Source organism: Acinetobacter sp. YH12219, assembly GCF_013417875.1.
GTDB lineage: Bacteria > Pseudomonadota > Gammaproteobacteria > Pseudomonadales > Moraxellaceae > Acinetobacter > Acinetobacter amyesii.
In genome coordinates, this window is sequence record NZ_VPDC01000002.1 from 40,642 (window position 1) to 63,181 (window position 22,540).

Annotated in this window: 17 protein-coding genes; all 17 read right to left on the reverse strand. The window is 43.2% G+C overall.

Annotated features, from left to right (window positions below):
• Positions 1-23: 23 nt before the first annotated feature.
• Complete coding sequence (locus tag FTV04_RS01425) at positions 24-3,179, reverse strand: efflux RND transporter permease subunit (RefSeq protein ID WP_180088285.1); 3,156 nt, start codon at positions 3,177-3,179, stop codon at positions 24-26.
• The gene (locus tag FTV04_RS01430) at positions 3,169-4,395 is read right to left on the reverse strand and encodes an efflux RND transporter periplasmic adaptor subunit (protein ID WP_180088287.1); all 1,227 of its coding nucleotides are present in this window, start codon (positions 4,393-4,395) and stop codon (positions 3,169-3,171) included. Before FTV04_RS01430 ends, FTV04_RS01425 begins: the two co-directional genes overlap by 11 nt.
• 13 nt (positions 4,396-4,408) lie before the next feature.
• Positions 4,409-5,731, reverse strand: a complete 1,323-nt coding sequence (locus FTV04_RS01435) for a TolC family protein (RefSeq protein ID WP_180088289.1) — start codon at positions 5,729-5,731, stop codon at positions 4,409-4,411.
• A 47-nt stretch (positions 5,732-5,778) separates the two neighbouring features.
• Complete coding sequence (locus FTV04_RS01440) at positions 5,779-6,210, reverse strand: cation efflux protein, CzcI-like (protein ID WP_218949694.1); 432 nt, start codon at positions 6,208-6,210, stop codon at positions 5,779-5,781.
• Between the two features lie 198 nt (positions 6,211-6,408).
• Complete coding sequence (locus tag FTV04_RS01445) at positions 6,409-7,812, reverse strand: amino acid permease (protein ID WP_180088291.1); 1,404 nt, start codon at positions 7,810-7,812, stop codon at positions 6,409-6,411.
• Positions 7,813-8,025: 213 nt separating this feature from the next.
• Positions 8,026-8,664, reverse strand: coding sequence for an ATP-binding cassette domain-containing protein (locus FTV04_RS01450; RefSeq protein WP_180088293.1), 639 nt, complete (start codon positions 8,662-8,664; stop codon positions 8,026-8,028).
• Entirely contained in the window at positions 8,651-9,349 is a 699-nt protein-coding gene (gene modB / locus FTV04_RS01455; protein WP_180088295.1) for a molybdate ABC transporter permease subunit, read from the reverse strand. The genes FTV04_RS01450 and modB overlap by 14 nt, the downstream gene beginning before the upstream one ends.
• A 3-nt stretch (positions 9,350-9,352) precedes the next feature.
• Entirely contained in the window at positions 9,353-10,114 is a 762-nt protein-coding gene (gene modA, locus FTV04_RS01460) for a molybdate ABC transporter substrate-binding protein (RefSeq protein WP_180088297.1), read from the reverse strand.
• 9 nt (positions 10,115-10,123) lie between these two features.
• Complete coding sequence (locus FTV04_RS01465) at positions 10,124-11,374, reverse strand: molybdopterin molybdotransferase MoeA (protein WP_180088299.1); 1,251 nt, start codon at positions 11,372-11,374, stop codon at positions 10,124-10,126.
• Positions 11,371-12,294, reverse strand: a complete 924-nt coding sequence (gene moaCB, locus FTV04_RS01470; RefSeq protein WP_180088301.1) for a bifunctional molybdenum cofactor biosynthesis protein MoaC/MoaB — start codon at positions 12,292-12,294, stop codon at positions 11,371-11,373. The genes FTV04_RS01465 and moaCB overlap by 4 nt, the downstream gene beginning before the upstream one ends.
• A 60-nt stretch (positions 12,295-12,354) precedes the next feature.
• Entirely contained in the window at positions 12,355-12,918 is a 564-nt protein-coding gene (locus FTV04_RS01475) for a molybdenum cofactor biosynthesis protein MoaE (protein ID WP_180004420.1), read from the reverse strand.
• 2 nt (positions 12,919-12,920) lie between these two features.
• Positions 12,921-13,172: a MoaD/ThiS family protein gene (locus FTV04_RS01480; protein WP_180059966.1), complete on the reverse strand. Its 252-nt coding sequence runs from the start codon at positions 13,170-13,172 to the stop codon at positions 12,921-12,923.
• Between the two features lie 2 nt (positions 13,173-13,174).
• Positions 13,175-14,212 (reverse strand): GTP 3',8-cyclase MoaA, encoded by a 1,038-nt coding sequence (moaA, locus tag FTV04_RS01485; RefSeq protein ID WP_180088303.1) that lies wholly within the window; start codon positions 14,210-14,212, stop codon positions 13,175-13,177.
• Between the two features lie 356 nt (positions 14,213-14,568).
• Complete coding sequence (locus FTV04_RS01490; RefSeq protein ID WP_373683881.1) at positions 14,569-15,192, reverse strand: molybdenum cofactor guanylyltransferase; 624 nt, start codon at positions 15,190-15,192, stop codon at positions 14,569-14,571.
• On the reverse strand, positions 15,192-17,984 hold the full coding sequence (locus tag FTV04_RS01495; protein ID WP_180088305.1) for a nitrate reductase: 2,793 nt from the start codon (positions 17,982-17,984) through the stop codon (positions 15,192-15,194). The genes FTV04_RS01490 and FTV04_RS01495 overlap by 1 nt, the downstream gene beginning before the upstream one ends.
• Positions 17,985-18,251: 267 nt before the next feature.
• Entirely contained in the window at positions 18,252-19,862 is a 1,611-nt protein-coding gene (gene nirD, locus FTV04_RS01500; RefSeq protein WP_180064071.1) for a nitrite reductase small subunit NirD, read from the reverse strand.
• Between the two features lie 113 nt (positions 19,863-19,975).
• Complete coding sequence (nirB, locus tag FTV04_RS01505) at positions 19,976-22,522, reverse strand: nitrite reductase large subunit NirB (RefSeq protein ID WP_218949879.1); 2,547 nt, start codon at positions 22,520-22,522, stop codon at positions 19,976-19,978.
• Between the last annotated feature and the right edge of the window lie 18 nt (positions 22,523-22,540).

The window sequence follows — 22,540 nt, forward strand, 5'->3', positions numbered from 1 at the left end:
TAATCAAAATTGCTTAGTCTAGATTATTGAGATCGAGATGTATTAAGCCAGCGGTAAAGCACAGGCAATAGCACCAAGGTCAGCAAGGTGGAAGAAAGAATACCGCCAATCACCACAGTCGCTAAAGGCCGTTGCACTTCCGCACCTGTACCTGTTGCCAAAGCCATTGGTACAAAACCTAAAGAGGCAACACAGGCAGTCATGAGTACTGGGCGTAATCGAAGTACAGCGCCCTGCCATACGGCTTCATGCAATGGATACTTGTCCCCCAGTTCTTTAATGAAGGTCAGCATGACCAGGCCATTCAGCACAGCAACACCTGAGAGTGCAATAAATCCAATCCCTGCAGACATCGAAAGCGGAATATCTCTTAACCAAAGAAACAATACACCGCCCGTTAAGGCAAAGGGTACGCCAGTAAAGACCAGCAGACTTTCTTTCACATTATGAAATACTGCCATTAATAAAATAAAGATGGTCAGTAGTGCTAAAGGAATGACAATTTGCATTCTTGCTTTGGCAGATGCAAGGTTTTCAAATTGACCGCCATATTCAATCCAATAACCGCTTGGTAATGCATATTGTTTCAGCTGAGTCTGCATATCCGCCACAAAAGAACCTAAATCACGGCCTTCAACATTGGCAGTCACTACAATACGGCGTTTACCATTCTCACGGCTGACTTGATTGATCCCATCTACATTAGAGACTGTGGCAACATTTGAGAGTACAATACTGCCACCATTTGGCAACTTTAACGGTAGTTGTGAAATCGTACTTACATTACGATCTTGATCATTTAAACGAATAACAAAATCAAAACGGCGATCACCTTCTAAAATCTCTCCTACACTTTGTCCACTGACACTGGCTGCCACAGTATCCTGTATAGATTTAACGCTTAAACCATATTGCGCAGCCAAAGCCTTATCTATTTCAATATTTAATAAAGGTAAACCTGAAGTTTGTTCAACTTTTACGGCGCTGCTCCCCGCAACTTGCTGCATAATTTTGGCGATCTTAGTGGCTTCTGTGTTGAGCACTTGCATATCATCGCCAAATATTTTAATGCCCACATCACTACGCACACCTGAGATCAACTCATTAAAGCGCAGTTCAATCGGTTGAGAAAACTCACTGTTATTGCCAGGAATCGTAGCCACATAAGCCACCATACGGCCACGCAGTTCATCCACACTTTCTTTAGGGTTCGGCCATTCATTACGTGGTTTGAGCATAATATAACCATCGGAAATGTTCGGAGGCATTACATCGGTTGCCACTTCTGCTGTACCTGTACGAGCAAATACAGCCTGAATCTCTGGAAATTTTTTCAGCAGCAATTTCTCAGCGTTCTCCTGCATTTTTAATGATTCTTCTAGGCCTGTGCTTGGTGAGCGCATCAACTGAACTGCAAAATCACCCTCACTCAGCTGTGGTGCAAACTCACTGCCAATTTTGGTGCTTAAAAGCCCAGTAATGAGCAGTAAACACAGTGCAAAAGTCATCACTACAGCCTTGTAATGAAAGGCTTTATTTAAAATTTGAAGATACTGCTTTTTCAGCCAATTCATCCAACGGCTTTCTGTTTCTTTAATTTCACCTTTCACCCAAAGCGCTACAGCAGCAGGTACAAATGTAATAGACAGAATGATCGCCGCCACAAGTGCCAATACCACAGTTAATGCCATCGGATGGAACATTTTTGCTTCTACACCACTTAAAGCAAAAATTGGTAAATAAACCACTAAAATAATTAACTGACCGAATATCAGCGGACGGCGCGCCTGACGTGCAGCCAAAAAGACTTCTTTAAAACGTTCATTTTGCGTTAATGGACGCTTTAATGTTTGCTGTGCATGCGCCAAGCGGCGGATACAGTTTTCAACAATAACCACAGCACCATCAACAATAATCCCGAAATCCAGCGCACCTAAGCTCATCAAATTCGCGCTGATATTCTTTTGTGCCATGCCGGTTAAGGTAAACAGCATTGACAGCGGAATAACACAGGCCGTAATGAGTGCTGCACGGATATTGCCTAAAAAGATAAATAAAATGATGATGACTAGAATTGCGCCTTCAACCAAGTTCTTTTGAACGGTTTTAATCGCTTTCTCCACCAATGTGGTACGGTCATACACTGTTTCAATTTTTACCCCTTTGGGTAAGCTGGCTTGAATGTCTTTAATTTTGGAATCTACAGCTTTCGAGACAGTTCGGCTATTTTGTCCCATAGCCATCATGGCAATACCTAAAACCGTTTCTTCTCCGTTATAGGTTGCACCACCTGTGCGCAAATCATGCCCAATGGAGACTTGCGCAATATCACCCACCCGAATTGGACTGCCATTTGGGCTGTCAATCATGGTGTTTTCAATATCTGAAATGGTGTTTAAGGTTCCCGGCACTCGAACTGTTAACTGCTGACCATTTTCCTCAATAAATCCTGCACCACGGTTTTCATTATTTTCTGTAAGCGCTTGCTGTAATTGTTCTAATGACAGGTTCAGCTGTTGCATGCGGTTTAAATCAGGTGAAACCACGTAGGTTTTATTAAAACCACCAATACTGTTGACCTCGGCAACACCTTGTACACGCTGTAATTGCGGACGCACAATCCAGTCCTGAATTTCACGCAAATCCATCGCGCTATATGCCGTACCATCTGCTTTTTTTGCATTGGGTTCTGCTTTCAGCACCCATTGATAAATCTCGCCCAAACCTGTCGAAACGGGCGACATCGTCGGAGAAACCTGAGCTGGCAATGACGACTGAACTTCCTGTACCCGCTGATTAATTTGCTGACGTGCCCAGTAAATATCCGTACCGTCTTTAAAGACAATCGTGACTTGTGACAGGCCATAACGGGAAATAGAACGGGTCAACTCCAAATCTGGAATACCTGCCATCGCATTTTCAATCGGATAAGTAATCCGCTGTTCAACTTCTAACGCTGTAAAGCCATTGGCCTGCGTATTAATTTGCACTTGGGTATTGGTAATATCAGGTACTGCATCAATCGGCAGTTTTTGATAACTGTAAATCCCGACGGCAATCCATGTACAGACAAACAGCATCACCCAAATTGCATTTTGAATTGAAAACTGAATAATGCGTTCGAATAGACCTTCTGGCTTTGGTAAATTTGTGTTAGGATTCTCTGAATTAGTGTTCATGGCCAGCCTCGTCTTTTTCCAGTTCAGATTTCAGTAAAAAACTGCCTTGGGAAATATACTTTTGCCCAGCCTCAAGACCCGAAATCACTTCTAGCCATTGCCCATCACTGGATGCTTGTCCAAGTTTTAGCGCTTGCGCTTTTAAATGCACTTGACCTTTTTGTTCAGATTCAACAATAAAAATACTGTCTTTACCCTCTATGCTTTGCACGGCGGACTTTTGCACCCGTAATACATTTTTAGTACCTGAATCTGCCAATAGCACATTGACCATCACATTCGGGCGAAGCTCAGCAGATTGTTGTTTTAATTTGGCGCGTACCACCAAGCGTCCAGTTTGCACATCTGCCTGTGATGTCAGGCTTTGTATCTCTGCGCTATAGAGCTGATCTGAGCCATTAATTTTGAAAGAGACGTTTTGACCCTTTTGTAATTGTGCGGAATATTGATGAGCTAAGTTAAATTCCAGCCACAAATCTTTAAGCTGTTCGATGGTGAATAATTGGTCTGCCAATTGCACATTTTCACCCACCACAATATCTTTTTGACTAATCACTCCAGAAATTGGCGCGCGAATAATAAATCGCCCATTTTGACCGCTATTTGCGCCCAAAGCTTGCAAGCGCGATTGTGCTGACTGTACGCTAATTTGAGCCTGACGATAGGTATTTTCGGCACGCTGAAAGTCCTGTTTGGCAGAAATCCCTTGAGACCATAGCTTTTGCTCACGCTGATAATCTTGGCGAGACAAATCTAAATTGGCTTCTACCATACGCAAATTAGCTTGCTGATCAATTAATTCAGGCACAGAAAGCACAGCTAGAGTTTGCCCTTTTTGTACGGTTTGACCGAGTGCCACACTGACTTGCTCGACATGTCCGCTAAAATTTGGGGAAATATGTGCCTGCTGATCTGTATTGACGGCCAATTTACCCGGCAATTGAATAATATTTTCGACCAAACCATTTTCCGCAGTCGCAATTTTAATTCCTTGTTCTATCATTTGCTGAGCACTAAGCTGAAGTTCACCTTCTTCTGCGTGTTCTGCTTCAGCATCACTATCATTAGCCTCGTTATGCTCTCCCTCACTCTCAGTTTTATCTGCATCGGATTTGTTTGTACTTAACCAAATAGCAGTACACAGCATCAGCGTTAAGCCAATCAAAACTGCAATCATCAAAAGCTGTGAAATTTTTCCATCTTGTTTAATTTTCATGTGATTAACTGCCTTATTGTGCTGATGCGCTGTTGATGAGGGTTTGGGATGCTTCAATGGCTTTTTTATTGAGTTGGCTATAAGCATCTGAACGGCTGATTTCTTCATAACTAGTGCCAATACTTAGGGCTTCAGCACTGAGTGCGCTCTGCCAAGCCTGCGCCAAAATTTGTATTTGGCTAAGTCGAAGGTCTTGGAGTTGTTTTGTGGTTTGCTGTACATCTGTAATGGCAAACTTCCCTGCCTGAAAACCTTGCAAAGTTCGGTTTTGAACCTTTTCAGCCAAGCCAATCTGACTGCCTGTGGCATCAAACTGCGTACGTAGACCTTTAAGCTGGTGAATGCTGTTGGCGATGTCCAAAACTTGCTGTTTTAACTCGCGCTGTTGCTGATGATTTAATAAAATTTGCTGTTTTTGCGCCATTGGAATGGCATATTGCTGGCGGTTAAAAATATTTAGCGGAATATCCACACCAAGTACCAAGACCGTATCATTGGTATCTGTTGGAGACTTGGTACGTGACATGCCCATATTTAGGGTTGGGTTTGGACGTGCCTGTACTTTTAAATGTTCAATTTGCTGATTTGCTTGCTGAATATTCAAGGCATACAATTTTTGTAGCCAACCCTCCGATAAATTACGCTCAACTAAACTTTGGCTCTGTTCAGGCCAAGGCGTAACGCTGTTATTCAGCGCGATTTGCGACGTAGTTTCCCCCCATAAATTAGAAAGATGACGCGCAGAAGTTTGCTGTTTTAAAACTGCTTGTTGGTATAGACGTTGTATCTCCAAAGCTTCAATTTGAGCACGCTCCACATCCACCAAAGCGATACTGCCTGCTTGATAACGTTTTTGTGCACTGTCCAAATTAGATTTGCTGAGTTTGAGCTGTGTAGCGTAAATTGATTGCTCATTTTGAGCGATGGCTAGCTGTGACCATGCAAACTTCACAATCAGCTGACTTTGCGCATTCCAAATCTGCTGTTGCAACTGAATTTGCTGTGCAGAGGTACTCGCGAGTGCTTGATTGATTTTCCGCTGACCGAATACATCCAGTGGTTGGCTGATTCCGATACTGAGCTCTTGATCTTGATTTTTACCAAAACCATTTTGTTCAATCGATAGACTTGGGTTCTGCCAGAGCTTGCTTTGGCGCACATTAAAATCTGAGATTTGCTGTTGTTGTTGCCAAATATCTATTTGTGCTTGGTAGTTTTGTACTTTGGCAAATGCAGATTCAAAACTACTGACATTTTCGGCAAACGTACTTTGTAAGGCCGTCGAAATACCGACAGCTAAGCCTAGACGTATAAACGCCGTAAAATATAAAGACATGATTTTTCCCACTCATTTATTAAAAAAAGTGGCAGGAATGTTTTAGGCTACCCCGCCATTAGCGGGGCATAAACAGGAGGAGGTGTTTGCAGTAATAAATCAGGGGCTTGATAAAGATTCTTCCAAACAAATTTTGGCGAATATTCAAAGCTCTGATGTGCAATAAAAAGAATCGATTGTTGGTTTTGTACAATCAAATGCGTCATAGACGGCAAATGGTCTTGATGATCTTCACCGAGTTGCAGATCGTTAGCGATATTTTTGACTGGTTTGCTACTGGATTCATCAGATGCTTGATGCAACGAATGCTGTGGATCGGTTTCATTGCTAACGCATAAGATATTTTGATGATGACCAAAATGATAGCTTTGAACAACTTGAGTTTGCTCTTCATGCACACAGAAAGCGGCTGCCACGTTCCAAAGGCTTTGGAACATGAACAATCCAACTAAGACTGTTATCCATGTCGCAGAACGCATATTGCATCAATCAAGAAAATTTTAACGATTATAAAGCTTGGAGTCGGTCGAAGGTCAAGTGAATCTTTGAATTTGTCTTAAAAATGGATTGCCATAGAGATATAACGTAAGGCATTCGCTTTAATCCCCTGACACGGCACATGCTAAAGACAATCCATTGGTTCATGATTACGATTTTTATCGGCGAAACCTTTATTTTTAATTCAGTTCGGAATCATTCTTTACTCTAGATTTTCTTGTCACAACTAAGCCGCAGATAACCACCAATGTCGTAACACCTAAAGATAATGAAGTTTCATAACTGTAGGCTGGAGATAAAAACATATAGATCAGCACACTTAAGATCACCAAAATGACTGCCCATGTGAGCCATGGAAATAGCCACATTTTAAACGCAACCTCAGTTCCATTTTTTTCGATTTGTGTTCTCAATTTAAGCTGTGAAAATGCAATCACTAAATAAACCAATAAGGCAATTGAACCTGTTGTAGACAGTAAAAATCCAAATACTTGGCCTGGAAATAAATAATTGACTGCACAGCAAATTAAGCCCACTACAGACGATGCAAATACAGCAATAGCAGGTACACCAGAGGCATTAATAGATGTGACCCATTGAGGTGCTTCTTTGCGTGTCCCCAATGAAAATAACATCCTTGATGAACTATAAAGTGCGGCATTCATACAACTTGCAACCGCAATAAAGACCACACTATCAATAATCAATTTTGATTGTGGGATATTTAAGCTGACCAAGACATACTGGAAGGTGCCTAATTGTTGTAATTGCGGTGAACGCCAATCAACCAATGCAACCGTTATAAAAATTGAAACCACAAAAAATAAGATGACCCGATACAATACTAAATTGGTTGCACGTTTAATTTTTTGTTCAGGATCTTTTGATTCTGCTGCAGCGATAGACAGTATTTCTACACCAAAGAATGAAAATGCTGAAATCAATATTGCTGAAAGTACACCACCCAGGCTATTTGGCATAAATCCATCATTTTTAAACAGATTTTCTACACCACTTACATTAGGTGCTAAGGGCCAAAACCCCAATATGGCGGTGAGTCCAATGCCGATAAAAATTACAATAGCCAAGACTTTTATCAGAGAAAACCAAAATTCAAACTCACCAAAACTCCGAGTACTAAAAAAGTTGGCTAAACTGAGAAGCACAATGAAGAATGTTGCAAATACAGCACTGGATATTGATGGAAACCATGCATGCAAAATTTCTGCACCGGCAATTGCTTCAATAGGAATAACTAAAACCCAAAACCACCAATATAACCATCCGATAGTAAAGCCAGCCCATGGCCCTATGGCTTTTCTTGCATAGGTTGAAAATGAGCCTGTGTCAGGTTGAGCTACAGCCATCTCCCCCAACATTCGCATGACTAAAAAAACCAATATACTAGTAATTATATAAGCAAGAACGGCGGCAGGCCCTGCTTTTGCAATCGCAGCAGATGATCCAACAAACAGTCCAGCACCAATTACACCACCGATACTGATCATCGTGATATGCCGATTAGATAGCCCTGCACCCAGTTTTGCAGTTGAATTATGTGTGGCTAAGCTATCATCATGCATCGATTAGATTCCCTGTCTGCACGTTCAGTCGTACAAATCATTATTTCCAAGATCATTAGGAATAAAAAAGGGAAAACACTGTGTTCTCCCTTGTTTTGTAACAATTTAATCTAGAAAATGAGTTTTTCATAGTTCTAATCAAAACTTTAAGATGCAGCTTAATGCCATTTTTTCATCTAATTTACTGTTATTACTTATATAATTTATATTTATTTAAAAACTTATTTGACCATTTTCTAGATGCAAAATATGGGCTTTTAAATAATCTAACTCATCACTATGATGCGTGACATATATCATCGGCAGCGCCGACTGTTCTTTCACCGTGTTTAAAAATGGCAATATTTGATCTTTCAGCCTGCGGTCAAGTCCTGTCAGCGGTTCATCTAACAGCAGCAGATCAGGCTGTGACAGCAATGCCCGACCTATGGAAACACGCTGCGCCTCTCCGCCAGATAGTTCATGTGCCCGCCGTTTGAGCAGTGGCTTCAACTCAAGCAGATCCGCTACTTGCTGAAACTGAAATTGTGCATTTTCCTGAGCAGCTAAGTTCTCTGCATATTGCAAATTTTTCTGCACATTCATATGCGGGAAAAGCCATGCCTTTTGAAAAATCAGCGCTATATGGCGTTTATGCATCGGCACGCTAATTTGCTGTGCGGCATCAAACAATTCACACTGATTCAGCGAAATAAACCCTTGCTGCGGCTGCAGCAAACCAACCAAATTTTTCAGCAGCGTAGATTTCCCACTACCTGATGGCCCCATAATGCCCAGCAGCTGATCCTGCATCTGCAGCCGAGCCTGCAACTTAAAATCGGTGTATTGAAACTGAAAATCACACTGAAGCATGGTTGGCTCCGAGTTTTCGCTGATAGCGCTGTAAAATATAATAATTGGCAATCAATGCGCCAAAAGCCGCCAGCAATGAAAGGATCACTAAACGCATTGCGGCCTCTTCACCATTTGGCTGCTGTATCAGCGAATAAATGGCGATAGGAATGGTTCGGGTTTCATCTGGAATATTGCCGACAAAGGTAATGGTTGCGCCAAACTCACCTAGACTTCGGCTAAAGCCTAAAATGCTGCCAATTAAAATCCCTGGTAAAGCCAGCGGCAGGCTGATTGAGACAAATACCCGTAAAGGATGTGCGCCTAGTGAGCCTGCAACCTGCTCAAGCTGTTGATTGATCATTTGAAAAGACAAACGGATCGGCTGCACAATCAGCGGAAATGACACAATCATCGATGCTAAAACGGCGCCTTTCCAATTAAAAACCAGCTGAATTCCCCATTCAATTAGCATCTTGCCGATCCAGCCATTTGAACCAAACAGCACCAATAGCAAATATCCTAGAACCACCGGCGGCAGCACCATTGGCATTTGTAAAAGTGCTTCGACTAAAAATTTCAAATGAAACTCATAGCGCGCCAGCACCCAAGCCAGCCCAATAGCAAATGGCAAGCAAAATACAGTGGCGCAAACGGCAACCTTAGCCGACAGAAACAAGGCGCTCCACTCTTCTGGGCTGAGCATGCTTTAGCCTTTCACACCAAAGCCATAATGCTTAAAAAGCATTTTGCTTTGCGCATGGTCTTTAAGATAACGGTAAAACTTCACGGCCTCAGGTTTAGCTGCGCCTTGATGTGTTAAAGCCAATGGATAAATGATCGGTTGATGAGTATGATTTGGAAAAATCCCGGCTATTTTAACTTTAGAACTGATCAGCGCATCGGTACGGTAAACAATCCCCGCTTGGCACTCACCGCGTTCAACAAAAGCCAAAGCCGATCGTACATCATCTGTCCCGACAATCCTTCCATTCAAACTTGATAGCCAGCCCAACTTGGTTAGGCTTTGTTTGGCATATTTTCCAGCAGGTACAGACTCCATTTGCCCTGTACATAAGTGACCTTTGAATGCCTTGGCAAAATTAAACTGCGGCACGGCTTTAAATTGCATATTCACCGCTTTAGGCGTAATCAGCACCAAATCATTGCTTAGCATGTTGAATACTTGCTTTGCAGGTATTTTCTGTTTTTGCACCAAATAATTCATCCAGTCCACATCTGCTGAAAAATACAAATCACTTGGCGCACCGGCTTCAATCTGTTTGGCTAAAGCAGATGACGCGCCAAATACCGGTACAATTTTGATGTCTGGATTCTGTGCCTGATATTGCTTTGCAATATCGCTGATAGCATTGCTTAAACTGGCTGCAGCATAAATTTTGACTGTTTCCGCCTGAGATGCGCCAGCAATGAAGCTCAGTCCTAGTGCTAAAATAAATTTGAATCGCATAGCAAACTCCTAATGCTGAATAAATACGCCTTGAAGAATTTGTCCTGCTTGCACAGACTGCCCTGCAGGAATCCGAACAATGCAATTAGCTTGCATTAAATTGCTCAACATATGCGACTGCTGTTTAGACAGGCTGGTTAGTTGAAGCTTGCCTTGCTTATCAAAGTGCGCCGACATTCTTAAAAACCGCTCACGTGCATCTGCTTTTAGGTCATGTGTCATGACTGCGCTGAACCAGTCCAGCGCAGGTGTTTGACCTTGTAGGGCTTTCAATAATCTATCTGTATAAATTTGCATGCCGACATAGACTGCAGCGGGGTTGCCCGGCAGTCCGAGTAAATAACAGGAACTGCTGTCAGGACGTCGATATTGTGCAAACAGCATCGGTTTGCCGGGTTTTTGTTTCACTTTCCAGAAAATTTGCTGAAAACCGATGTCCAAGGCTGCCGGCCGAACAAAATCATAATCACCGACAGATACGCCGCCAGTCGTTAAAATTAAATCAAAGCTGTCTTTTAAACGGTTGAATAAATCTAAAACCGCCTGTTTTTCATCTGCAATATGAATCACTTCAACTTGGACGTGCTGCGACTGAAACCATACTAAAATCAGCGGCGCATTGGCATCAAATATTTTACCAGCACTGTAATCTTCTATATTTTGCGCAACTTCATCACCTGTAATTACGACCGCAATTTTCGGATAGGCAAAAACTTCGCAGTGTGAAATACCAGCCATACTGAGCGCTGCAATTGATCCAACCGTCAGCTTTTGACCACGCGCTGCTAAACATTGTCCAAATGAAATTTCCTCACCTGCATCTCGAATATCTGCATGCGGGCTTAAGGCTGCAGTCAGTTCAATCTGCTGTCTATCCGCCTTTACAATTTCTTGCCGCGCTACAGTTGCCGTGCCTTCAGGTATCGGCGCGCCGGTAAATATGCGGACAGCTTGCCCTGCTTTTAAGCTTATTTGAGCCGTTTGCCCTGCGCGGATTTCTCCAATCAGCTTAAATTGCGCGCCGGGTTTAATTTCACCCGCTGCGCAAATGGCATAGCCATCCACTGCGCTTTGCGCAAATAAAGGCAGCTGAATTGGTGAATGCACATCTGCCGCCAAATAACGGCCTAAAGCGTGCTGAAGCGCCAAAGTTTCATGCGCTAAACTTTGCGTATGTGTCTGAATCAGCGTAAGCGCTTCGTCCACTGAAATCAGTCCAGCCTCGGCCCCGCAGCCTGCGTGCAATACGGCTTGGTTCATTGGTAGCCTCCTGCATGCGGAATATTCTTCTGCACATCAAATAGATGCACCAAGGAAGGTAAAATGGCAATCAATGATTCTTTTGCGCCTTGTCTGCTGCCCGGCAGTGTAATGACTAAACTGTCATCAATATAGCCGGCAACACCGCGGCTGAGGGCCGCATAAGGGGTGCGTTTCTGCCCAAAACTGCGGGATGCTTCCATCAGCCCTGGAATTTCCCGTTTTAACAGCGGCTGAATGGTTTCAACGGTTAAATCTTTCTGGCCTAGACCTGTACCGCCCACGGTCAAAATCAGCGGATATTGCGTCTTATGCTGTTCAATAAGAGCCAAAAGCTGTTCAGGACTGTCCGGTATCACTTGATAGCTGATGTTGCTGAAGTTTGCTTCTTCTAAAATTTCGAGGACATTTTGCCCTGCAGTATCTGATTTTTTACCGGCAGCAACCGTATCTGAAAGCACAATAATCGACGCCGATAAGCTTTCTTTCAATACACGGGTAAAATGTGATTTACCGCCTTTTTTCTTTTGCAGTTTCACCTGATCTAGGCATAAATCTTCAGGCTCACAGTGCGGTTTCAGCATGTCATACAGCGTTAAACCGGCAAGACTGACCGCAGTTAATGCTTCCATTTCCACACCCGTTGGGCCAATGGTTTCGACCACAGCACTGATTTCGACATGCGCCTCAAATAATTCATATTCGACATCTGCACGGTAGATCGGCAGCGGATGACACAGCGGAATGAGTTCATCCGTGCGTTTTGCGCCCAATATACCTGCAATCCGTGCGGTTTTCAGCGCATCGCCTTTTTCTGTATTGCCATTACGCAGCAGTTCAATGCAATGTGGCGGTGCATGCAGTATTCCAGTTGCAATGGCTGTACGGTAACTTTCCGCTTTCATGCCCACATTTTTCATTGCTTTATCCTTATTTTGTTCATTTTCAGCTGTAATATTGAAAATATTGAATTTTGGGTTTTATAAATGCCATTGGTAAATATTGGCGTTCAAATGCATGGTCTGGCTATTTTGATGTGAATGTTCGCATGACTCGCTATGAACATGAGCATGCTTCGTTTCGTGATCTGCCACTTCAGGCGCGTGATCCTTACGAATACAGCAGCCCTCTACATATTGACTGCTGCCATCCATATAAAACTCTTCTTTCCAAACAGGCACTTCATGCTTTACACGTTCAACCGCTTCTTCGCAGGCTGCAAAAGCTTCACGGCGGTGCGGTGCATAAGCCATAGCAATAATTGCAGTATCACCAATATCTAAACTGCCAATACGATGCACAACCCGTACATATGACACGTCGTATTTGGCTTGAATTTCCTGTTCAATTTGTCGGATCATTTTCTCAGCCACAGGCGCATAAGCTGTATATTTCAGGGCTTTTACCGCTTTGCCTTCATGGTGATTACGAACCGCGCCAATAAATACACCTATACCGCCGCATTCAGGAAATGCCTCAATGCTGTCAAAATCAGCTTGGCTGAATACCGTATCTTGTATGCGTGAAATATGCTTGAGCTCCATATTCAGCCTCCCGCTACAGGTGACAGCAGCACAACGGTGCTGTCCTGCACCAATGCGGTTTGTCTTGGTACAATATCTTCCCCAATGGCACAGGCGCAGCGTTCAAGCATGCTGAATGACTCCGGAAATTGATCTGTAACTTGCTGTAAAACCTCTGCAATTGATTGCTGTGCCAAGCAAGTCAGACTTAAATTCGCTGGCAGCAGGCGTTCAATAGCGCCAAAAGATTCTATTTTGATGGTGATCTGAGTCATCTTTAACCTCCAATCATATGCATGCTGATTTTTCTAGATGGGCTGGATTGGGTAGTTATGGCATGAAAGCCTTGTTCCTTCTGCCAAATGTAACCGCCTAATTTTTGCTGCAAAGCCATTGCATCGAGCGGCATTAACTCTGTTGTTTTACTGCTTTTCAGCTGCTGAATTTCATGGCTGAGATTTAAACCTTTTCGGGCAAACAGGCAGTTAAAAAACTCGCCTTGCGCATTCAGTCTCAAACGGTCGCAGCTGCCGCAAAAAGAATTGCTGATGGTTGAAATAATGCCTATAGGCAAGCCGTTGATTAAGTATGATCTGGCTGGTGACGCGCCTTGACCTTGCAGTGTTTGCACTTCAAAAGCAGTCTTTAGTTTATCCAGTATGTCTTGTTCAGTAACGACCGCAGCTTTAGACCAGTTTTGATCGCCATCCAACGGCATAAACTCGATAAACCGCAGTTCGAAACCTTTTTGCAGCGCCCATGCTGTTAATGGAATGATTTGCTGTTCATTTAGACCTTTGATTAACACAGAATTAATTTTGATTTCAAAGCCCGCTTGCTGAGCTGCTTCAATCCCGTCTAATACAGGCTGTAATTGTTTTTGTGTCAGCTGGAAAAATTGCGCTTCATCCAAACTGTCTAAGCTGATATTTATGCCGTCTAGTCCTGCTTGTTTTAGGGCGTGTGCATATTGCTTCAGGTAATGCGCATTGGTGGTCATGGAAATACGTTTAAGGCCTAGCTTTCTCAACTGCTGCAGCTGTTGAATAAAATGCACAACGCCTTGACGCATGAGAGGTTCGCCGCCCGTGATCCGGATCTGATCAATCCCGCGCAGCACCATAAACTCACAAAAATTGTAAAGTGATTCAAAACTAAGAAGATTATGTTTTTTCATCCATTCAGGATGTTCAGGCATACAATAGACACATTTAAAATTACAGCGGTCTGTCACTGAAATGCGCAATTTGCGTTTTTCACGGCCAAACTGATCCTTAAAAATGGTCGCTGGCTGTAATTGTGTCATGCTGTTCATGTTTATCTTCCATGGTGCTGTCATTTGCCCTGTCTTAGCTCAGTACAAATTTTGCGCCCTCTTTTCTTGCAGTAAAAATTGCAATAAGTGTTCCAACTTTGCGCTTTTTTGAATATTTATTTCAGAGGATTTGGTTTGTTTTTTTGACACACAAAATCAATAACTTATAAATAACTAATAGCAATTAAAAATATAAATTGCCGTTAAGCCCATTATCTAAGGTATAAAAGCAGTCTGTTTTATCTCTAGATATCATGCTCAAAAGCTTCATATTGGCTGTAGATTTTCTCTCTGGGTTCAAAAACAGCACATTAGGCTCATTATTTGAAATGAAAGCTCCGCAAAAGGTACAGCTTTTAGAGAAAATTCAGCTGACGGTGCTGCTGCAGCTCATCTAGAGAGTTAATGCTGTGAAAAAAGAGTGCATTATTTTGAAAACGTGCAACTTGCATGTGCATTTTACTAAAACACCCCTTCAAACTGCGCTGTTTTTGATCAAGATGCACCTGCAGCATTGTGAGACTGCTTCGTTTCAGCAAACAAAATGGATACAGCGCTTTGCCATTAATTTCCACTACAGCTACTTCACACAAGGGATCCCGCTGCATGGCCTGATGCAATCTCGAAAGCACTTTCTTCGGGATATAGGTCACATCGCACGGGACAAACAAAACATAATCAGACTCAACATGTGACCACGCGCTTTTCATCCCTATCAATGGCCCTAAAAATCCGGCTTCATCATCTTGATAAAAGCGGATCGAGGGAATGAGCCGTTTATAAATCGAATGGTCACGATGGCTGTTGATCCAGACATTTTCAACCCGTGATTTCAACTGCTGATGGATCTTAATCAGCTGAATTTCATTATCAAATTTTTGCAGCACTTTATTCATTCCGTTCATTCTGCGGGCCTGACCACCCGCCAAAATAACCAAGTCTGTTTCTGGATAGCCTACTGATTTGGTGATTTTCTTCATCATTCTGCGTACTCCGTCTGACAGGCTTTAATCAAACCCCGTATTTCTGCTAAGCACGAACCGCAATTACCGCCGGCTTTTAAACATGCTGTGACTTGTTTTTCATGGCTAATATTCTTTTCTTTAATGGTTTCGATAATGGTATTTTTGCCGACTTTAAAGCAGCTGCACACCAGCGGACCTGCACTGTTGGTCATATTCATTGGCTGACCTGCCAGCAGCGCTTTGCGGTGCATTGCGCTCAGCCGTTCACGCTTAAACATGCCTGCAATCCAATCACGATCAGGCAGCAATGCTCTAGGCGCAATATACAAGCTTGCAATCAGATGACCGTCTTGCAGAACCACAGAATGGCTTAAATGTGCCGTTTGATCCTCTAAATTCAGCCATTCAAATGATTCGTCAGTAAATGGCAGCAAGTTTTTCAGCTGCTGCGCTGTAGTGCTGAATTTTTGACGGTTTGCAAGTTCATAGCGAGTAGCTTTTGCTGTGGTGACTTTAGTCCACCAAATCGTATTTTGAATGGTAGATTGCACAATGTGTTCAAAGCCCTGACGCACGTACAGCACGCCTTGCCACTGTGTATAAAACGGCTGCACAAATACAGGTGTGTGTTTAAACTCAGGTTCGCCTGAAAGCGCATCAACCACAGGGTTAACCACTTTACCAATTCTCGCATCGGACGCTACCTGATCATTCCAATGAATTGGCGCAAAAACTTGTCCACGGCGTATATTGCTGCTGACTTGTGCACGTAAGATGCACAGTCCCCAATTGGATTTAACTTCAACCAATTCGCCATCTTTGACACCAAACTTCAAGGCATCTTGCGGATGAATTTCACAATACGGCTCTGCACGATGCGTACTTAAGTTTGCCGACAAACCTGTACGGCTCATAGTATGCCATTGGTCACGAATACGGCCTGTGTTTAAAATTAAAGGATATTCGCCACAGACCTGATGCACAGGGTTAATTGCGGCTGTCGCCACAAATTTAGCTTTGGCATCCGCATGGCTGAATTGGCCTTGGGCAAACAAACGGCTAACAGCATCATCGGCTTGATCAGCTTGCCATACAGGCCATTGGGTTGGCGCAAATTGGTTATAATCTTCTAAACTTAATTCAGTTAGGCCTTGAAGATTAAAATAACGAAAATGCTCTGCCGAAGCTCTTTGCGCTAAGGGTACATTTTTATACGCAGATAATTTTGCATGTTCTATAAATATCTCATGACTATTTTTAAAGTCAAAACCTGAAAACCCCATTTTTTTCGCAATTTGCGCTATCGCCCACCAGTCTGCTTTAGCTTCACCCGGAGCATCTAAAAATGCAGTTTGACGTGAAATACGGCGTTCAGAGTTGGTAACGGTTCCGTCTTTTTCACCCCAGCCTAAAGCTGGTAAAAGCACATCTGCATATACCGTTGTGTCAGTGTCCTTGCAGATATCTGACACCACTACAAACTCACATTGTTCAAGTGCACGTTTGACTTGATCCGCATCTGGCAAGCTAACGACAGGATTTGTCGCCACAATCCAAATGGCTTTAATTTTTCCGCTTTCGACAGCTTGAAATAAATCGACTGCTTTTAACCCAGCCTTGTTGGCAATATGAGGACTTTGCCAAAACTCTTGTACTAATGCCTGATGCGCTCTGTTATCGAGGTCTAAATGTGCCGCCAGCATATTGGCTAAGCCACCAACTTCACGGCCACCCATCGCGTTCGGCTGTCCTGTCATGGAAAATGGCGCTGCGCCTAATTTGCCAATTTTTCCAGTCAGCAAATGACAATTGATAATGCTATTGGCTTTGTCCACACCACGTGAAGACTGATTGACGCCCATAGAAAATAGGCTCATGACCTTTTCTGTTTTGGCAAATTTTTCAAAGAAAATATTTAATTTTTCTAATGAAATACCTGTGCGTTCTGCAACAGCTTCAATAGATGCTTCTGATTCACTTTGTTGCAAAGCCTGAGCTAAACCTTGTGTATGACTCGCTATAAATTTAAGATCGCTATAATTATTTTTAACTAAGTACTGAAGTAAGCCGTTAAACAATGCAACGTCTTGGCCAGGTAAAATTGGCAAGTGCAAATCTGCAGCTTCACATGTACTGGTAAAACGCGGATCTATCACGACAACAAATAAATCACGTTCTTCTTTGGCTTTCATTATGCGCTGATACAGCACTGGATGGCACCAAGCAGTATTAGAACCCACCAAAACAACCATGTCAGTGTGTTCAAAGTCTTCATAGCTTGCTGGTACAAGATCTTCACCAAATGCACGCTTATGTGCCGCCACAGCCGATGACATGCAAAGCCGTGAATTGGTGTCAATATTTGCAGTACCTAAATAGCCTTTGACAAATTTGTTAACGGCATAGTAATCCTCCGTCAGCAGTTGGCCCGACACATAAAAAGCGATGCTTTCACGTCCGTAAAGATCTATACATTGCTGAAATTTTTCGGCAATCAGTGCTGTTGCTGTGTTCCAATCTGTAGCCTGACGAGTATGAAATGGTGATGTTTGACGCCCAAGCATCGGCCGTAATATACGTGTTTCTAATCCAATGGTATCGGCTAAGTTACTGCCTTTAATGCACAGCTTGCCATAGTTTGATGGATGGTTCGCATCGCCAGTTACGCTCACTTTTTGCCCTAAAGCTGTCTGTTCAACTGTTGCGCTCACGCCGCAGCCGACACCGCAATATGGACAAGTGGTTTGAGTTGTTTTAATTTTATTTTCTGTGGAGCTATGCAGTTCCACGATCGGGATGCTATTCACTTCTGCCGGCTCCTTTTTCCAAACTCAATTAATTGAGTGTTACGACCAATTTCAAAAGATGACTAAATTATTTAAATTTAAGTTAAAACTAACTATCGTGTGGTGGCATGGATGCCACCGTTGGGCGGGGTATAGGATGTACCCTTCGCCCAACAAAGGATTTTTGTCACTTTTGATCCTTCAAAAGTGAGGCAACACCTACGCAAATACAAATTTCTTAAAAATGAAATTGCGCGGTCGTGACTATATTCTTTGATTAATAATGAATCACCCTGCTTTCTTTAATGCAAAATCCTTACCAAACAGCAATTTGTTTCGGATGCTTGAAATTGGAGTTTGATCTGAAATCAATTCTGCATACCATGCACCGTCTTCAGTATCGCCAAACAGCACAGCGCCAATCACTCTATCTTTTTGAATAATAATGCGTTTATAAATCTGACGCTTTTCATCATTCAAAATAATATCTTCAAAATCATCCTGCGGTTCAAAGTTGCCAGCTGAAAATACATCACAGCCGCTGACTTTTAACTGCGTCGGAACCGTGGGCGCTTTGAAGGTTAAACTGCCATGTTCGGCCAGATGCGATGCACAAATGAATGCCTGTCCCCAAAGCGGTTCAACTAAACCGAAAGTTTGGCTGCGGTGTTCTATGCATTCACCCACCGCATAAATACTCGGGTCAAAGGTTTGCATGGTGTCATTCACCATCACACCGCGGCCGCAGCGCAGTCCTGCACTTTGTGCCAATGCAATATTTGGGCGAATACCGACTGCAAACACGACAAGATCTGCAGCTAATACCGTGCCATCCTGCAAACGTAATTGTGTCACATGGCCATCTTCACCCATCAACTCTTGGGTATTTGCTGCGGTCATGATTTTTATACCTTTTTGTTCAATCGCATGATTGAGCATTAAGCTGGCTTTTTCATCTAACTGACGGTCCATAATACGATCCATCAAATGCAGTACTGTGACATTCATGCCACGCTGTTTCAGGCCATACGCAGCCTCTAGGCCAAGTAAACCGCCGCCAATCACCACTGCATTTTGCTTAGATTTACAGTAATCCAGCATGCGGTTTACATCATAAATATCACGGAAGCTGAGAACACCTTTTAAGTCAGTTCCCGGTATAGGCGGAATAAATGGCTTAGAACCTGTCGCTAAAATCAGACGGTCATAATCGATGACCAAGCCTTTTTCTGTGTATACCTGCTTGCGCGGACGGTCTATGCGTACCGCCGCATCACCTGCTACAAAACGGATATTTTTGTCTTTATACCAAGCATGTGAATGCAGCATGATATCTTCAATGGTTTTATCACCTGAAAGCACAGGTGAAAGCATAATTCGGTTGTAATTACCCCAAGGTTCTTCACCAATGACCGTAATTTCATAACGCTCTGGCGCCATATCCAGCAGATCTTCTAAGCAACGCATACCTGCTAAGCCATTGCCGACCAAAACAAGTTTCATCAACTCAGACGATGGCGCGTTATTGGTAATATAGGTTTTTTGAGCAGTTGGACTAATCAGCACACGGCCATTTTCAATTTTGCTTGGAAAAACCAAGAGTTTTTGGTCTTTATCTTCTAAGCAGCGTCCAGTAGCAAGGCTGAAATGCTGTTTATAAATGGGTGATGCCACAACACGCTCACCCTGCAAGTCACCAATAATACCGCGGGACATAACATAGGCTTGACTAAACGGATCTTGATTGCTCAGTGCATAAACCCGCTTTTCTTCACCGACACGGAATATCGCAATTTGCTGATTTTCAATCAGTGCGCCCACACCTGTATTTGGCGTAATATCTTCTAATGCACAAACATCAAACCAGTCTAAATCATTCATTTCTTTTAAAATTGTCATATTCTTCATCCTTTTTTAAACTTCTTTTAGTTCACCATCTTTCGTTTCCGCTTTAACGAGAAACCGAATAAGGATGTAAATCAAATAAAAGAAGTTTTAAATTCGTTATTCTCTTAAGCTTCAACCACTGGAATGCGTGACGAATCGCGTTCAGCTTCTGTTTTGGGTCTGATTTGACCGCGAACGGATGCAAACTGAATATGCGGATCATTTTGCTGTTCTGCTTTTGCATTCACGAAAGTCACAAAGCGTTTACGTACTTCAGGATCTTCTACAGCAGTACGCCATTCATCTTGATATGTACCCACAACATGGCTCATACGGCGTTCAAGTTCAGCAGCTACGCCAAGCGAATCATTCACAACGACATCTTTCAGGTAATCTAAACCGCCTTCCATGTTGTCGCGCCATACAGAAGTACGCTGCAAACGGTCTGCTGTTTGAATGTAGAACATAAAGAAACGGTCAATGTATTTGATCAATGTTTGCGTATCTAAGTCTGATGCCAAAAGCTCTGCGTGACGCGGCTTCATACCGCCGTTGCCGCATACATAAAGGTTCCAGCCTTTTTCAGTCGCAATCACGCCAACATCTTTACTTTGCGCTTCAGCACATTCACGGGTACAGCCTGATACTGCCATTTTCAATTTATGCGGTGAACGCAGGCCTTTGTAGCGGTTTTCTAGGAAAATCGCCAAACCCACAGAGTCGTCTACGCCATAGCGGCACCAAGTACTGCCGACACATGATTTCACTGTACGCAATGATTTACCGTATGCATGACCAGACTCAAAACCTGCAGCAATCAATTTTTCCCAAATTTCAGGCAACTGATGCACTTGTGCACCAAACATATCGACACGCTGACCACCTGTCAGTTTGGTATATAGACCATATTCTTTCGCAATTTGACCTACGGCAATTAATCCATCCGGAGTAACTTCACCGCCTGCCATACGTGGCACGACTGAATAAGAGCCGTCTTTTTGTATGTTGCCTAGGTAGTAGTCATTACTGTCTTGCAAGCCTGCATGGCTTGGTTTAAGTACAAAGTCATTCCAGCATGACGCTAGGATATTGGCTGCCGTCGGTTTACAGATGTCACAGCCTAAACCATGGCCATGCTGTTGAATCAGGTCATCAAAGGTTTTGATTTCGTTCACACGTACCAAGTGATAGAGCTCTTGGCGTGAATAAGCAAAGTGTTCACATAAATGGTTATTTACAGTGACACCTTGACGCTGAAGCTCAGATTTGAGGACTTGAGTGACTAATGGTGCACAGCCGCCGCAAGCTGTTGCAGCTTTGGTGCATTTTTTCAATGCGCCTAAAGAAGTCGATCCGTCAGCAATGGCTGAACAAATGTCTGCTTTAGAGACGTTGTTACATGAACAAATCGTTGCGCTGTCTGGCAACAGATCGACACCGCTTCCGCCCGATTTACCTGTAGATTGTGCATAGCCAGGCATGATTAGGCTTTCTGGGCTTTCAGGAACGTCTAAGCCATTCAGCATCATTTGCAGCAGGTCATTGTATTCTTTAGCACAGCCCACCAATACTGCACCAAGTAGCTTGGTTTTATCAGCATTCACGACAATTTTTTTATAGACCTGAGCTGCTTCATCTGCATAGAAATAGCTTAAGGCATTGGGTGTCATTGCATGCGCATCGCCTACAGATGCAACATCAACACCCATCAGTTTCAGCTTGGTGCTCATATCTGCACCAGCGAAAAGCGTGCAGTTTTGTTCCATCACATGCTTTGCTGCAATACGCGCCATGTCATAGCCCGGTGCAACTAAGCCATAAATTTTATTCTGCCAAAGCGCACATTCACCAATGGCATAAATGTCAGGGTTTGAAGTTTGGCAATAGTCATTAATCGCAATACCGCCACGTTCACCAATCGCTAGACCGCTTTGGCGCGCTAATTCATCGCGCGGGCGGATACCTGCAGAGAATAAGATGATATCGGTTTCCAGTTCAGAACCATCACCAAACTTCATCACGTGCTTCGCATTTGCACCATCTTCGATGCAAGATGTCGCTTTTTGCGTATGGACTTTAACACCTAGATTTTCAATTTTAGAGCGTAAAACTTTACCGCCTAGATCATCAATCTGAACTGCCATTAAGCGTGGTGCAAATTCAACAACATGGGTTTCTAAGTTTAAATCACGCAGCGCTTTTGCTGCTTCCAGACCCAATAAACCGCCGCCGATCACCACACCTGTTTTAGCATTCAAGCTTGCGGCACGGATGGCATCCAAGTCTTCAATGGTACGGTACACAAAGCAGTTTTCACGCTCATTGCCTGGAATTGGCGGCACAAATGCATATGAACCTGTTGCGAGCACCAGCTTGTCAAAAGAAAGAATATCACCGTGATTGGTTGTGACCGTTTTATTGCGCTGATCAATTTCAACCGCTTTGGTGCTAAGGCGTAAATCAATACCGTAAGCATCTGCAAAGTCGCTGCGGCATAGGGTTAAATCTTTAGCCGATTTACCGCTGAAATATTCAGTTAAATGCACACGGTCATAGGCTAAACGCGGCTCTTCAGCCAAAATGGTTAATTCAACATCATCACCTGCGTGTTCCAGTACAGATTCGATAAATTTATGGCCTACCATGCCATGTCCAATCATGATGATTTTCATATTCTTTCTCCGCAAGAT